The sequence below is a fragment of the Streptomyces sp. SLBN-118 genome, from assembly GCF_006715635.1.
In the GTDB taxonomy this organism is placed as follows: domain Bacteria; phylum Actinomycetota; class Actinomycetes; order Streptomycetales; family Streptomycetaceae; genus Streptomyces.
Map to the genome: position 1 here is coordinate 1,421,653 of NZ_VFNP01000002.1, position 13,381 is coordinate 1,435,033.

At 69.1% G+C, this 13,381-nt stretch carries 15 protein-coding genes; 9 read left to right on the plus strand and 6 right to left on the minus strand.

Going from position 1 to position 13,381, the window contains the following annotated elements:
* Window positions 1–57 precede the first annotated feature (57 nt).
* Window positions 58–201, plus strand: coding sequence for a hypothetical protein (locus FBY35_RS36180; RefSeq protein WP_160159316.1), 144 nt, complete (start codon window positions 58–60; stop codon window positions 199–201).
* Between the two features lie 108 nt (window positions 202–309).
* Window positions 310–1,404: a DUF5925 domain-containing protein gene (locus tag FBY35_RS25105; protein ID WP_142216246.1), complete on the plus strand. Its 1,095-nt coding sequence runs from the start codon at window positions 310–312 to the stop codon at window positions 1,402–1,404.
* Between the two features lie 116 nt (window positions 1,405–1,520).
* Here the strand turns inward: FBY35_RS25105 and FBY35_RS25110 are convergent, their stop codons facing one another.
* Complete coding sequence (locus tag FBY35_RS25110; protein WP_142216247.1) at window positions 1,521–1,895, minus strand: GntR family transcriptional regulator; 375 nt, start codon at window positions 1,893–1,895, stop codon at window positions 1,521–1,523.
* Between the two features lie 198 nt (window positions 1,896–2,093).
* On the opposite strand from FBY35_RS25110, the gene FBY35_RS25115 reads away from it, so the two are divergent.
* Window positions 2,094–2,588, plus strand: coding sequence for a DUF402 domain-containing protein (locus FBY35_RS25115; RefSeq protein ID WP_186357061.1), 495 nt, complete (start codon window positions 2,094–2,096; stop codon window positions 2,586–2,588).
* Window positions 2,589–2,617: 29 nt separating this feature from the next.
* Here FBY35_RS25115 and FBY35_RS25120 read toward each other — a convergent pair whose 3' ends face one another.
* Both FBY35_RS25120 and FBY35_RS25125 read right to left on the minus strand, forming a co-directional pair.
* A complete protein-coding gene (locus FBY35_RS25120) occupies window positions 2,618–3,292 on the minus strand; it encodes a response regulator (RefSeq protein WP_142216249.1) in 675 nt (224 codons plus the stop codon).
* Window positions 3,289–4,938 carry an ATP-binding protein gene (locus FBY35_RS25125; RefSeq protein ID WP_142216250.1) on the minus strand — a complete coding sequence of 550 codons (1,650 nt, stop codon included), beginning with the start codon at window positions 4,936–4,938 and terminating at the stop codon, window positions 3,289–3,291. The genes FBY35_RS25120 and FBY35_RS25125 overlap by 4 nt, the downstream gene beginning before the upstream one ends.
* Before the next feature lie 97 nt (window positions 4,939–5,035).
* On the opposite strand from FBY35_RS25125, the gene FBY35_RS25130 reads away from it, so the two are divergent.
* The 4 genes from FBY35_RS25130 to FBY35_RS25145 are packed head-to-tail and all read left to right on the plus strand — an operon-like array spanning window position 5,036 to window position 8,474.
* Window positions 5,036–6,037, plus strand: coding sequence for a tripartite tricarboxylate transporter substrate binding protein (locus tag FBY35_RS25130; protein ID WP_142216251.1), 1,002 nt, complete (start codon window positions 5,036–5,038; stop codon window positions 6,035–6,037).
* Complete coding sequence (locus tag FBY35_RS25135) at window positions 6,034–6,567, plus strand: tripartite tricarboxylate transporter TctB family protein (RefSeq protein WP_142216252.1); 534 nt, start codon at window positions 6,034–6,036, stop codon at window positions 6,565–6,567. Before FBY35_RS25130 ends, FBY35_RS25135 begins: the two co-directional genes overlap by 4 nt.
* Window positions 6,567–8,066, plus strand: coding sequence for a tripartite tricarboxylate transporter permease (locus FBY35_RS25140; protein ID WP_142216253.1), 1,500 nt, complete (start codon window positions 6,567–6,569; stop codon window positions 8,064–8,066). The genes FBY35_RS25135 and FBY35_RS25140 overlap by 1 nt, the downstream gene beginning before the upstream one ends.
* A 12-nt stretch (window positions 8,067–8,078) precedes the next feature.
* Window positions 8,079–8,474, plus strand: coding sequence for a universal stress protein (locus FBY35_RS25145; protein WP_142216254.1), 396 nt, complete (start codon window positions 8,079–8,081; stop codon window positions 8,472–8,474).
* 54 nt (window positions 8,475–8,528) lie between these two features.
* Here FBY35_RS25145 and FBY35_RS25150 read toward each other — a convergent pair whose 3' ends face one another.
* Window positions 8,529–9,713, minus strand: coding sequence for an epoxide hydrolase family protein (locus FBY35_RS25150; protein WP_142216255.1), 1,185 nt, complete (start codon window positions 9,711–9,713; stop codon window positions 8,529–8,531).
* Between the two features lie 30 nt (window positions 9,714–9,743).
* The gene (locus FBY35_RS25155; protein WP_142216256.1) at window positions 9,744–10,304 is read right to left on the minus strand and encodes a TetR/AcrR family transcriptional regulator; all 561 of its coding nucleotides are present in this window, start codon (window positions 10,302–10,304) and stop codon (window positions 9,744–9,746) included.
* Window positions 10,305–10,400: 96 nt separating this feature from the next.
* Between FBY35_RS25155 and FBY35_RS25160 the strand changes: the two genes are divergently transcribed.
* Window positions 10,401–10,997 carry a DUF2867 domain-containing protein gene (locus FBY35_RS25160; protein ID WP_142216257.1) on the plus strand — a complete coding sequence of 199 codons (597 nt, stop codon included), beginning with the start codon at window positions 10,401–10,403 and terminating at the stop codon, window positions 10,995–10,997.
* A gap of 429 nt (window positions 10,998–11,426) precedes the next feature.
* Window positions 11,427–12,401, plus strand: a complete 975-nt coding sequence (locus FBY35_RS25170) for a lytic polysaccharide monooxygenase (protein ID WP_142216259.1) — start codon at window positions 11,427–11,429, stop codon at window positions 12,399–12,401.
* 84 nt (window positions 12,402–12,485) lie between these two features.
* On the opposite strand, the gene FBY35_RS25175 is transcribed toward FBY35_RS25170, so the two are convergent.
* Window positions 12,486–13,358 carry an alpha/beta fold hydrolase gene (locus FBY35_RS25175; RefSeq protein ID WP_142218150.1) on the minus strand — a complete coding sequence of 291 codons (873 nt, stop codon included), beginning with the start codon at window positions 13,356–13,358 and terminating at the stop codon, window positions 12,486–12,488.
* Window positions 13,359–13,381 lie beyond the last annotated feature (23 nt).

Consider the following 13,381-nt stretch of genomic DNA (forward strand, 5'->3'; position numbering starts at 1 on the left):
CTGCGCAGCATGGGAATCGGCAATCGATGCATCCGGCGCCCTGGGGCAAAGGCGGCCATGCAGACAATCAGAGACGGGCCGTCAGCAGTCCGGACGGATGCACTGGCGCGACTCGCGGGCGCGGCCTGCGCGATCTCGGGAGTCGGCGTCGCACTGGTGCTCGTCGGCGACGGCTACTCAAGTCGCCGGGCCTCGGGCTGATCCGCGGGACCTCGGCTGATGCCGGAGTGGGCGGCCGGGCGGCGGGCCCGGCCGCGCCACCGGTCAAAACACCGTGCGCGCGGCGGTCCCGTGCCGGATCATGGGCGCATGTCTGCCAAGCCTCAGGACGCACTGCCGATCCGGCTCACCGTCGACGACAGCGATTCACCGTCGGACGTCGTCGACGCGCTGTTCCTCGGCCGCTTCGCGACGGGCGAGCAGCCGTACTCCCACAGCTCCACCATCGACCGCGTCAGGCCCGGCGCCACCCTGCTGCCTCCGGCCGCCTCCGTACTGCGCTCCGCGAGGGACGACGACCGCAGCGCCACCCTCGCCGAGGGCGAGGGCTGGACGCTGCTCATCTCCCGCTGGAACCGCGGTGCGGACGTCACCGTCACAGCGGTCACCTCCGAACTCGCCGAGAAGGTCCTGGGGCAGGCCACGGACGGTGCGGCCGACGAACCGGAGCCGCAGCCCGAGAACGTGACCATGGGATTCTGGTACGTGTCGCCGCGCCGCGGCCCGCACCGCACCACCCGCCAGATCGCCGCCGGGACCTGGGACGAGGTCCGGCCCAACTACACGGCACCGGTGGCCGATGCGATGGACCGGCTGATGAAGATCACGCCGGACGACATCGCCGGACGGCTGCTCCTGCTGCACGGCCCGCCCGGTACGGGCAAGACCTCCGCGCTGCGCACGCTGGCCCGCTCCTGGCGGGACTGGTGCCAGGTCGACTGCGTACTCGACCCCGAGCGGCTTTTCAACGACGTCGGCTACCTGATGGACATCGCGATCGGCGAGGACGAAGGCACCTCGAAGGGCCGCTGGCGGCTGCTGCTCCTCGAGGACTGCGACGAACTCATCCGCGGCGAGGCGAAGCACACCGCGGGCCAAGCACTGTCCCGGCTGCTCAATCTCACGGACGGTCTGCTGGGCCAGGGCCGCAATGTCCTGGTGGGCGTGACGACCAACGAGGACCTGGAACGGCTGCACCCGGCGGTGGTCCGCCCGGGGCGCTGTCTGGCCCGGATCGAGGTGGGGGCGCTGACCCGCAAGGAGTCGGTGACCTGGCTGGGCACGGAGGAGGGAGTCGGCCGCGAGGGCGCGACCCTGGCCGAGCTGTACGCCCTGCGCCGCGGCACCAGCCCGGCGTCGGTCCCACCCCAGCACGACGGCGCGGACGCGGGGCTGTACTTGTGAAGCGGACGGGCTCGGGCTGAGCCCGTCCGGCGATCGAGTCCGGTGGGGGCCCGGACGAATTCTGGGGGAGTTCGAGGCGGGCGCGGGGGTTCGGGGGCAGAGTTCCCGGCACCGTTTCAGCCGCCGTACGCCGCCCGCAGGGCATCCCGCACCGCGGACAGCGCCGCGTCTTGCGTGAGCCCCAACCGGCGGGCCCGGCCCGCGAATGCCTGCGCCGCGCCCGCAAGCTCACGCTGCGCCGCGTCCCCCGCCGCCGCGACGAACGTCCCGTTGCGCCCGCGCGTCTCGATGACCCCGTCCGCCTCCAGCGCCCGGTACGCCTTGGCGACGGTGTTCGCGGCAAGCCCGAGGTCCTCGGCCAGTCCGCGTACGGTCGGCAGCCGGTAGCCGACCGGCAGCGCGCCCGAGCGTGCCTGTTCGGAGATCTGGGCGCGCAGTTGTTCGTACGGGGCAACGGCCGCACCGGAATCGATGGCGATGTTCAAGGTCACCCGCCGATTCTGCCCCACCGGCGGAAATGGGGAGGCGGCACGAGCAGGCCGCCACGTACCGTGCGTGCCATGACTCTGATCGTCCTCAATTCCGCCGCGTCAGATCGAGGCGTTCACCAGCCGTGACGCCGACAATGGGGTCCAAGGCGGCGATCAAACACGTGGCTCGTTACGAGATCTGTGCGAGGGAGGTACGGCGTGTCCGCACGCTCGGTTGAGGTGGTACTGGTCAAGGCCGGCAGGACCAAGATCCGTTACACCGCGGAGCTGCTCGCGGACGACGGCACCCATGTGACGGTGCGTGCGCCGTGGGCGGGCGAGGAGGCTCGTGACTTCGGCTTCGTACGCTTCGAGGCGGGCGACGTGTTCACCGAGCACTACTGGCGGGACCGCTGGTACTCGGTCAAGGAGGTCAGCTCCGGCGACGGCGCCCTGAAGGGCTGGTACTGCGACATCACCCGCCCTGCCGTCCTCGACGGCGACGAGCTGGTCGTCGAGGACCTGGACCTCGATCTGTGGGTGTCGGCGGACGGGGCGCAGGTGCTGCGGCTGGACGAGGACGAGTTCGAGGAGAGCGGCCTCGCGGCCCGCGACCCGCAGGCCGCGGAGCATGCGGTGGCCGCGTTGGACGAGCTCGAACTCCTCGCCCACCGCGGGAAGTTGACCGATGTGGTCGATCGGACCGGCCGTTAGGTCCCTCCCCTCCGGCCGATCGCGCGCCCTCAGGAGCGCCAGCTGTAGCGGCGCTCGGGTCTGCCCGCGGCTCCGTACCGCAGGCACACCTCAGCATGGCCCGTGCACTGGAAGTGTTCGAGGTAACGGCGGGCGCTGACGCGGGAAATGCCGGCCCTGGCCGCGCACTCGGCGGCGGACAGCGATCCGTCGGTGCCGCGCAGCGTCCGCTCGACGAGTCCTGCGGTCTCCACGCTCATGCCCTTCGGCAGCACAGGGCTCGATGAGGGCAGGGCGGTCCCGGCCAGCACCCGGTCCACGTCGGTCTGGTCCCTGACGACCGAGGCGAGCAGGCTGCTGCGCTGGGCGGCGTATCGTTCCAGGCGGGGGCGCAGGTCTTCGAACTCGAACGGCTTCAAGAGGTAGTTGACCACGCCCTGTCGGACGGAGCGGTGGACCGCGGCCGCCTCGCGCGCGGCAGTGATCACCATGACGTCACAGTCATGGCCGGCGGTCCGGAGACGTGGAATGACGTCCAGTCCGAACATGTCCGGAAGATACAGATCGAGCAGGACCAGGTCGGGGCGCAGCTCCCCGACGGCTGCGACCGCCTGTTCGCCGGTGTTCGCCGTTCCGACGACCCGGAACTGCTCCACGCGGTCGACGAAGGCCCGGTGGACACTCGCCACCATGAAGTCGTCGTCGACAACCAGCACGTCGATCATGAGGAGGTTCCTTCCGGTACCGCGTCGGCCAGGCTGCCGACGGACATCCGAGCGGTGAACATGGCGCCGTCGGGCGTGTTGGCCACCGCGACCTCGCCGCCGCGGCGCTTGCAGACGAGCCGGGTGAGCGCGAGTCCGATCCCCCGCTCCCCCTCTTGGGCGGCCTTGGTGGTGAACCCGTGCGAGAACACTTCGTGGGCGAGTTCGGGCGCCACTCCCGGGCCGGAGTCGCGCACCACGATCTCCACGCTGGACGCGTCCTGCCGCAGTTCGACCTCCACCCAGGCCTGGTGGCCATGGTCGTCGCCGGCCCCGGCGGCATCGACGGCGTTGTCGACGAGGTTGCCCAGTACCGTCGCCACGTCCGCGGAGTCCTCCGGCGCCAGCCGGTCGAGCGACGTACGCTCCGAGACTCGCAGCGCGACCTTCCGTTCCGCCGCGAGTGAGGACTTGGCCATCAGCAGAGCGCCGACCGGCATGTCACGGATTCGTCTGTTCACGGTCATGTCCAGCGACTGGCGGTGCCTGCTCAGCGCGCGGACGTACCGCACCACATCGTCGTGCTTGCCGATCTGGATCAGTCCGGAGATCGTGTGCAGCTGATTGGCGAACTCGTGGCCCTGCGCGCGCAGCAGCTCGGCGGAACTGCGAAACGATCCGATCTCGCGTTCCAGCTGCGCCAGTTCGGTACGGTCCCGCAGGGTCGTGACAGAGCCGAGCCGGCGGCCGTCCTTGGTGACCGTCATCCGGTTCATCACCAGCACCCGGCCCCGGCGTATGACGACCTCGTCGCGTCGCCCGGCTGTGTCACCGGCGGATCCGGCCAGCACGTCGTGCAGTCGGCCCTCGATCCCGAGGTCGGCCAGGCTCATCCCCACACAGTTCTCGGGCAGATCGAGCAACCGCCTGCCGACCGCGTTGACCAGGGTGAGCCGCAACTGCGGGTCGAGGGCGACCACGCCTTCCGCGATCCCGTACAGCATCGCCTCGCGGTGCTCGGCCAGCCCGGCGATCTCGCGGGGCTCCAGTCCGAGGGTCTGGCGCTTGGTACGCCGGGCCAGCAGCCACGATCCGATCAGGCCGATCCCGCTCGCGATGCCAAGGTAGGCGAGCAGATACGACGACGCGTTGCTCAGCCGTTGCCAGGCCGTCGGTGAGGCCTCGCCGACCATCACCGTCCCCAGGTGACGGCCGAGGTTGTGCTGAGCCGCACCGATCACCGGGACCTGCGCCACCAGTTGGCTGGAGCCGTCCAGCATCACTTCGCCGGACCAGCCGCGGGCCTTGCCGACGCCGGGACCGAGTGGCATCCGGTCACCGACCGTCGTGGGAATCGTGGAGCTGACGATCTTGCCCTTGCCGTCGGCGACGGTCACGGACGTAACGCCGGACTGGGTCAGCGTGGTCTGCACCAGGGGGGCGAGTGCCTCTCCCGGTGCCGGCCGGTCGAGCTGGCTGCGCGCCAGAGGGGTCCCGGCCACCTGTTCGGCCAACGCGGTGACCCGGCGTCCTTCCACCCGTTCGAAGGTCGCTTCGGACTGAGCCAGAGAGATCGCGGCGACCGCCACCAGCACCGCCACGATGATGGCGAGCTGCAGTACCAGCAGCTCGCCGGCGAGGGTGTGGCGGCGAAACCTTACGACCACAATGAACTCAACCTTCTATGCTGACACAACGCAGACGGGGTGTCTGCCGAGTCGCACAATCATGGCGTCCGAGTGCCCGAAGCGAAAGAGACCAGCCATGAGAGCAAGAAGAGCCGCCCTCGTCGGTGCCCTGACCGCCGTGTCGATTCTCACTGTCAGTGCCTGCGGTGCCACTGGGCAGAAGCAGGCGAAGGGCAAGAGCGACGGGCCCGTCACCGGCCTGCGGATCATGGTCCCCAACACCCCGGGCGGCGGGTACGACACCACGGCGCGGACCGCGGCCAAGGTGATGGAGGACACCAAGATCGCCTCCGGTATCCAGGTCTTCAACCTTCCGGGCGCGGGCGGCACCGTCGGCCTGCAGCGCACGGTGAACGAAAAGGGCAACGGCAAGCTGGCCATGCAGATGGGGCTGGGAGTCGTCGGCGCGTCGTACGCCGCGAAGTCGAAGGCGACGCTCGCGCAGACCACACCGATCGCCAGGCTGATGGAGGAGGCGGGCGCGATCGTCGTGCCCAAGGACTCGCCCTACAAGACGATCGACGATCTCGTCAGCGCGTGGAAGAAGAACCCCCAGGGCATCGCTGTCGGCGGCGGCTCGTCGCCCGGCGGACCGGACCATCTTCTACCGATGCAGCTCGCCAAGACGGTCGGTATCGATCCGAAGAAGGTCAACTACATCGGTTACGACGGCGGCGGCGAGCTGCTCCCGGCCATCCTCGGCAACAAGATCGCCTTCGGCGCCAGCGGTTTCGGTGAGTTTCTCGACCAGATCGAGGCCGGCCAGGTGCGGGTGCTCGCGGTAACCAGCGAGAAGCCGGTCGAGGCTCTCAAGGACGTCCCGACGCTGAAGTCCTCGGGTATCGACCTGGTCTTCACGAACTGGCGCGGAATCGTCGCCCCTCCCGGCATCAGCGACGCCGACAAGAAGGTCTGGATCGACTCGCTGACCGCGATGCACGACTCCAAGGAGTGGAAGGCCGAGCTGACCAAGCACGGCTGGACCGACGCGTTCATGGCCGGCGACGGGTTCGCCACCTACCTGACTGACCAGGACAAGGCCGTCGCCACCATCCTCACAGAGCTCGGCCTGGCATGAGCCTGCACGTCAACGAGCGGGACGAAACGAGTCACCGCCCGACACCGGCCGGGGACCGCGCACAGTACGGTGTGTGCGCGTTCCTCGCCCTGGTGGGGGTGCTCGTCATCGTCGACGCCTTCCGGACCGGGAACTCGACAAGCAGCACTGATCCGCTCGGCCCGCGCACGCTGCCGGTGGTTCTCGGCGTTCTTCTTCTCGTCGTCGCGCTGGTGTACGTCATCGACGTCGCGCGAGGCGGTCGCGGCGAACCGGAGGCCGGCGAGGACGTCGACCTGACGACCCCGGTCGACTGGCGCACTGTGCTGCTGATGATGGGCGCCTTCGCCGTCAATGCGGTGCTGATCGAACCCCTCGGCTGGGTGATCAGCGGGTCCGTCCTCTTCTGGGGAACGGCCTTCGCCCTGGGCAACCGGCACTACGTGCGCAACCTCGCGATCTCGGTCGCGCTGTCGCTGATCACCTTCTACGCCTTCGCGATCGGGCTCGGCGTCAATCTCCCGGCCGGCGTGCTGCAAGGAATCCTGTGATGGACAACCTGAATCATCTGCTCGAGGGGTTCGCGCACGTCGTCACCCCGATGAACCTTCTGCTGGCGCTGATCGGCGTCACCATCGGCACGGCAGTCGGGGTCCTCCCCGGCATAGGCCCGGCCATGACCGTGGCCCTGCTGCTGCCCGTGACATACGGAATGGAGCCGACGCGGGCATTCATCATGTTCGCAGGCATCTTCTACGGAGGCATGTACGGCGGGTCGACCACCTCGATCCTGCTGAACACTCCCGGAGAATCGTCCTCGGTCGTCACCGCCATCGAGGGCAACAAGATGGCCAAGGCCGGCCGGGCGGCGCAGGCGCTTGCCACCGCGGCGCTCGGATCCTTCGTCGCCGGAACGATCGGCACCCTGCTGTTGGTACTGGTCGCGCCGCTGGTGGTGCAGTTCGCTGTCAGCCTCGGCGCACCGGACTACTTCGCGATCATGCTGGTGTCCTTCATCGCGGTCACCGCGGTGCTCGGCGCGTCCCGCGTCCGCGGCTTCGCCTCGCTGCTCATCGGACTGGTGATCGGCATCGTCGGAATCGACTCGGTGTCCGGCCAGCAGCGACTCACCTTCGGAATCCCCCAACTCGCCGACGGCATCGATGTGGTGGTGGTCGCGGTCGGCATCTTCGCCGTGGGCGAGGCCCTGTGGGTGGCCGCGCATCTGCGGCGCAAGCCCACTGGGGTCATCCCGGTCGGCGTGCCGTGGATGGGCCGGCAGGACTGGAAACGGTCATGGAAGCCGTGGTTGCGCGGCACAGCGTTCGGTTTTCCGTTCGGTGCCATGCCGGCCGGCGGTGCGGAGATCCCGACGTTTCTGTCGTATGCCACGGAGAAGAAGCTGACCCGACACCCCGAGGAGTTCGGCAAGGGGGCGATCGAGGGTGTGGCGGGGCCCGAAGCCGCCAACAACGCGTCCGCGGCGGGCACTCTGGTGCCGATGCTCGCCATCGGGCTGCCGACGAACGCGACCGCCGCGGTGATGCTCGCGGCGTTCCAGTCGTACGGCATCCAGCCGGGCCCTCTGCTGTTCGAGCGTGAGTCGACCCTTGTATGGGCGTTGATCGCCAGCCTTTTCATCGGCAACCTGTTGCTGCTCCTGCTGAACCTTCCACTCGCTCCGGCCTGGGCCAGGCTGCTGCGCATCCCACGCCCCTACCTGTATGCGGGGATCGTGTTCTTCGCGTCCATGGGCGCCTACGCGGTCAACGCACAGCCACTGGACTTGTTCCTCCTGCTGCTGCTTGGGCTGCTCGGTTTCGGCATGCGGAGATTCGGGCTGCCGGTGCTGCCCCTGATCGTGGGCGTCATCCTCGGCCCGCGCGCCGAACTGCAGGGCCGGCGGTCGCTCCAGCTGTCGGGCGGCGACCTGTCCGGTCTGCTGGGCGGGCCGGTGTCCTACGTGATCTACACGGTGATCGTGCTGTTGCTGGCCTGGCCGCTCGTCCGGCGGTACATAGTGCGTCCGGCAGTCGAGCGAAGTGCCTGAGAGGAAGCAGACATGACCGTACTGGTCGGATATGTACCGACGCCGGAAGGCGAGGCCGCGCTGCGAGCGGGAATCGAGGAGACCCGCGCCAAGGGCGAGACCCTGCTGGTGGTGAACACAACGCGAGGCGACGCTCTTACCGACCGCGCCTTCGCGGAGCAGAAGGACCTCGACCACGTGCGACGCGACCTGACCGAGCTGGGTGTCGACTTCGAGATACGCCAGGTGGTCGGCGGGCGCGACGCCGACGAAGAGATCCTCGACCTGGCGGCGTCGTCCGAAGCCTCCCTGATAGTGATCGGGCTGAGGCACCGCACCCCGGTCGGCAAACTCATCATGGGCTCCACGGCGCAGCGGATCCTCCTCGGTGCGCCGTGCCCGGTTCTCGCGGTGAAAGCCGACTCCTGACGACTGCAACCGGGCACTCGCGGGTCAGGGTGCGTCCACATGAGCTTCGCGGGGCTACCGGAGCAGCTGGCGGAAAAAGGCCCGGACGTCGGTGACCAGCAGGTCGGGCTCCTCCATCGCGGGGAAGTGACCGCCTCTGTCGAATTCGGTCCACCGCACGATGGTGTTGGTCCGGTCGGCAATGTGCCGAAGCGGTACGAAGTTGTCGTGCGGGAAGACGGCGAGGGCGGTCGGTGTGGTGGACGGCTCGGGTCCGGTGTCGCCGGAATGGGCCCGCTCGTAGTAGATCCGTGCCGCCGACCCGGCCGTGCCCGTCAGCCAGTAGAGCATCACATTGGTGAGCAGCTGGTCGCGGTCGACGGCGTCCTCCGGACGGTCCCTCGAGTCCGTCCACTCCTTGAACTTCTCCGCGATCCAGGCCAGTTGCCCGATCGGCGAGTCGGTGAGCGCATAGGCGAGGGTCTGCGGCCGCGTGGCCTGGATGTCGGCGTAGCCCTTGCGGTCGCGGTCCCATGCCTGGCTGCGTTTGACCGAAGCCAGCGTGCGCTCGCGCTCGGCCGGGCTCAGCGCGGCCAGCTCGTCGGGGCCCGGCTGCTCGGTGGCGGCGGCGCCGGGCAGCAGATTGAGATGCACGCCGATGACCCGCTCAGGATGAGCCCGCCCGAGCTCCCGCGAGACGGCCGCGCCCCAGTCCCCGCCCTGCGCGCCGTACCGCCCGTACCCGAGCCGCCCCATCAACTCCGCGAAAGCGGCGGCCACTCGCCGGAACTCCCACCCGGTCTCCCTTGTGGGCCCGGAGAAACCGAACCCCGGAATGCTCGGCAGCACCAGGTGGAAGGCGTCGGCCGGATCGCCGCCGTGCGCCCGCGGATCCGTCAGCGGACCGGCCACATCGGTGAACTCGACGATGGAGCCCGGCCAGCCGTGGGTGACGATCAGCGGTGTCGCGTTCGGTTCGGGCGAGCGGATGTGCGCGAAGTGCACGGTGGCACCGTCGATGACCGTCGTGAACTGCCGCCACTCGTTCAGCTTCGCTTCCGCGGCGCGCCAGTCGTACTCGTGCCGCCAGTAGCGCGCCAGCTGCCGTAGATACCCGAGCGGGACCCCGTAGTCCCATCCGGCCCCGGGCAGTTCGTCGGGCCACCGGGCACGGTCGAGACGCTCGTGGAGATCGTCGAGGTCGCGCTGGGGGACGTCGATGCGGAAGGGGTGAAGGGCGGTGTCGTCCTGGCTGGTCATGGCGAGAGCGTAGTCAGGGACTGTATCTGTTCACCTGAGGAGCCACTGCCTGGTCAGCTCCATCACTTCGGCGCGGCTGCGACCGCCGTGGTCGGCTGCGATGACATGGCTACCGATCCGCACCGAGAAGGTGAGCATGCAGCGGACCTCGACGTCGTCCTTGTCGGGACAGAACTCGCCGAACAGCGAACGCAGGTAGTCCATGCGCCGGTTGTCGGCGCGCCGGAGCCGCTCGGCGACGGTCTCGTCGCGCCGGGCCCAGTCGCGGATCGCGAGGTCGGCCGCCACGCCCGTCGTCGGCCCGTCGCCGAACGAGGCAACGATCGTGAAGAGCCGGTCCAGCCTGGCCCTGGCGTCTCCCCCGCCGCTCTCGACCCGCTCGATCACAGCCTCGGTGACCTCGCGCTCCCACGTGTCGAGCATTTCGGTGAGCAGCGCGCCCCGGTTGCGGAAGTACCCGTAGAAGCCGCCCTTGCTGACGCCGAGCGCCTGCGCCAATGACTCGATCCGGACGGCCTCCGGGCCGCCCGCGCAAAGCGCACGCAGCCCCTCCTCGATCCATCTGCCGCGCGGCGTCCGGGTCACGCCCATGATGTGTCTCCCCTCACGTCAGCCCTCAACTATACGGCCCCGTATACACGGTGCTAGCCTCGATCTATACGGCACCGTATAGATGGGGGGCTGCTCATGAGACTGCCCAGAACAGCGCACACGTCCCGCCCCTGGCGGATCCACGAGATCGCCGCCGACTTCCACGTCGAGGACGTGTGGGCACTCCCGACACCAGGCGGCCCCGACGATCTCGCGCGGCTCGTGGACCAGTTCGCGAACGGCACGGGGGATCCCGTCCCCTCTCCCGTGGGGCGCATGCTCTTCGCGCTCCGCTGGAAGCTCGGGGCCCTGCTCGGCTGGGACAAGCCCGCCGACGGCCTCGGCGGCCGGGTGCCGACGCTGCGCGACCGGCTGCCGGCGGACCTGCGCGAGGGCTCCCGCGGGCCGGACATCAACGCGCTTCCGTTCACCTCCGTCTACCAGACCCATGACGAGTGGGCGGCCGAGATCGCCAACCGGACCATGCACGGGGTGATGCACATCGGCTGGGTCCCGGACGGTGCCGGCGGCTACCGCGGCCAGATGGCCGTCCTGGTGAAACCGAACGGACTGTTCGGCAGCGTCTACATGCTGGGTATCAAGCCGTTCCGGTACCTGGGGGTGTATCCGGCGCTGCTGCGAGGGATCGGACGCGAGTGGCAGGCGAGTTCGGGGGGATCGAGCGCGGGCTGACCGGATCCGGACGAGGGGGCGGGCCGGTCGATACGCGGCACGGTGAACCCGGAGGCGTATCGTCGCCACCGCGACTGACTGGTGCAACCCGGGACCTGACGACTCCCGCGAGGACAGTGATGCGAAAGATCATCCTGATGATGCCGGTGTCCCCGGACTGCTTCTTCGGCCGGAGGGGCAGGGACGACAGACCCTGAGCTCCCTCGGCGCCGCCCCTTCCTCAGCCCTCACTTAGCGGCCCCTTAAACGCACCATAAGTATGGCCATCACCCCCTCCCAGCAGGCGATTTCCCCCTTCCGAGCGGCTAGCTTGCTCGTCGTCGGGGCCGGTTCGAGCGGTCGGTGCAGATGTCCTACGGGGGGCCGCGCCGCCCGTTCGGGCCTGCCGCGGGTCCCCCCATATGCCGCTGTTGAAGGAGTACCGTCACCATGACCGCTCGCCGTAAGGTCATCTCCCTCGCCGCCCTCGGGTTCGCGCCCCTCGCGCTTGCCGGCGTGGCTGCGGGGCCGGCCTTCGCGCACGGGTCGATGACCGACCCGGTCAGCCGCGTGTCCGCCTGTTTTGCCGAGGGACCCGAGAGTCCGAAGTCCGCTGCGTGCAAGGCCGCGGTCGCCGCCAGTGGGACGCAGGCCTTCTACGACTGGAACGAAGTCAACATCGCCAACGCAGCGGGCAACCACAAGCAGTTGATACCGGACGGCAAGCTGTGCAGCGCGGGCCGTGACAAGTACAAGGGACTCGACCTGCCGCGCGTCGACTGGCCCGCCTCGACCCTCGCCTCCGGCAATCACACCTTCCGCTACAAGGCGACCGCCCCGCACAAGGGATCCTTCGAGCTGTACCTCACGAAGGACGGGTACAACCCGAGCAAGCCCCTCAATTGGTCGGACCTGGAGGGCAAGCCCTTCGCGAAGGTCACCGACCCCAAGCTGGTCAACGGTGAGTACGTCTTCGACGGCATCGTCCCGAACAAGTCCGGACGGCACCTGATCTACTCCATCTGGCAGCGCTCGGACTCTCCCGAGGCCTTCTACACCTGCTCCGACGTGGTGTTCGGGCGGGACAACGGCAACACCGGCGGTGCCCCCGCGCCGACCCCGTCCGCGCCGTCCGACGAGGAGATCGAGGACGGCGCGGACAAGTCCACCGTCGACCACAACGGTCACGGGGGCGATCACGGGAAGAGCACCACAGCTCCGGCCGCTCCCGCCGACAACGCCGCCGACAACGCTCCCGAGGTCAACGGCTCCGCCCAGCCCGCCACCGGCACCGGCACCGAGAACCTCGCCGAGACCGGCGGCGAGAGCAGCACCCCGTACATCGCCGTCGGCGGTGCCGCGGTCCTCGCCCTCGGCGCAGCCGTGATGCTCGGCTCCGTGCGCCGTGGCCGCCACTCGCGCTAGCCGCCCGACATGGCTGCGGTCCGTCCCCCTGCCGGGGAACGGACCGCAGTCATATGTTCTCAGACGTGTCTCTCAGACGTGTTCTCAGGAGAAGACGGACGCGCAGTTCGTCGGCGACGCATGTGACGGGTCCAGCGCGTTCGCCACCTCGTGGAACGCGATCCGGTCGAACAGCCCGATCGCCAGATGCTCCGACAGGTCGACCGCGCACAGGTCCTGCAGCAGGACGTTGCGTACGTTCGCTCCGTCGAGGTACTGCGAGCGCCACGGGGTCGCCACCTCCTCGTACTTGGTGGAGATGACGGTGTAGCGAACGCCGGGCACGGTGTCACCGCCCGCGTTGAGCTTGGTGAGGAACGCGGAGCCAACCATCTGGTCGGCCAGCCCCGGGGTGGCGGAGGTGAGCAGGTCCTCCGCGCCCGGGAAGTACGGCAGCAGATTGGCCAGACCGCTCAGCGTCGCCCCGTGGTTGTCGGGTGCGAGTCCGATCAGCGCGTTCACCTTGTCCGCCCCGCCCAGGAACTTGAGGTAGTAGCGCGGCATCATGCCGCCCTGGGAGTGGCCGACGAGGTCCGCCTTCGATGCGCCGGTCGCGGCCAGCACGCTGTCGACGTACGTGTTGAGCTGCCCGGCCGACTTGTCGATCGGGCCGAGGCCGTTGAAGAAGGGCACGCCGGGGAGCTGCCCGTAGTCCAGGCTGAAGACGCAGTAACCGCGGTGCACCAGGTACGGAGCGAGGCCGAGCCAGTTGTCCACGGAGTTCCCGAGGGTGCCGTGGACGAGGACGACGGGGCGGGGGTGGGTGGCGGAGGGCTTGCAGGAGTAGTCGTTCCAGCCGCTGTGGGGAGCCGATTCGGTGGCTGAATCGGCATGGGCGGCGGCGGCGGGCGTGAGGGCAACAGACACGGCCAGCAGTAGGGCGGCAACCGGTCTGAGGGCACGTTTCCAGGGCAGCATCGGGCTGTCTCCTTGCGGCTCAA

Coding starts and splice junctions, on each gene's coding strand:
- FBY35_RS36180 (WP_160159316.1), top strand. CDS start 58: ATGCAGACAATCAGAGACGGGCCGTCAGCAGTCCGGACGGATGCACTG.
- FBY35_RS25105 (WP_142216246.1), top strand. CDS start 310: ATGTCTGCCAAGCCTCAGGACGCACTGCCGATCCGGCTCACCGTCGAC.
- FBY35_RS25120 (WP_142216249.1), bottom strand. CDS start 3,292: ATGATCGACGTGCTGGTTGTCGACGACGACTTCATGGTGGCGAGTGTC.
- FBY35_RS25130 (WP_142216251.1), top strand. CDS start 5,036: ATGAGAGCAAGAAGAGCCGCCCTCGTCGGTGCCCTGACCGCCGTGTCG.
- FBY35_RS25135 (WP_142216252.1), top strand. CDS start 6,034: ATGAGCCTGCACGTCAACGAGCGGGACGAAACGAGTCACCGCCCGACA.
- FBY35_RS25140 (WP_142216253.1), top strand. CDS start 6,567: ATGGACAACCTGAATCATCTGCTCGAGGGGTTCGCGCACGTCGTCACC.
- FBY35_RS25145 (WP_142216254.1), top strand. CDS start 8,079: ATGACCGTACTGGTCGGATATGTACCGACGCCGGAAGGCGAGGCCGCG.
- FBY35_RS25150 (WP_142216255.1), bottom strand. CDS start 9,713: ATGACCAGCCAGGACGACACCGCCCTTCACCCCTTCCGCATCGACGTC.
- FBY35_RS25155 (WP_142216256.1), bottom strand. CDS start 10,304: ATGGGCGTGACCCGGACGCCGCGCGGCAGATGGATCGAGGAGGGGCTG.
- FBY35_RS25160 (WP_142216257.1), top strand. CDS start 10,401: ATGAGACTGCCCAGAACAGCGCACACGTCCCGCCCCTGGCGGATCCAC.
- FBY35_RS25170 (WP_142216259.1), top strand. CDS start 11,427: ATGACCGCTCGCCGTAAGGTCATCTCCCTCGCCGCCCTCGGGTTCGCG.
- FBY35_RS25175 (WP_142218150.1), bottom strand. CDS start 13,358: ATGCTGCCCTGGAAACGTGCCCTCAGACCGGTTGCCGCCCTACTGCTG.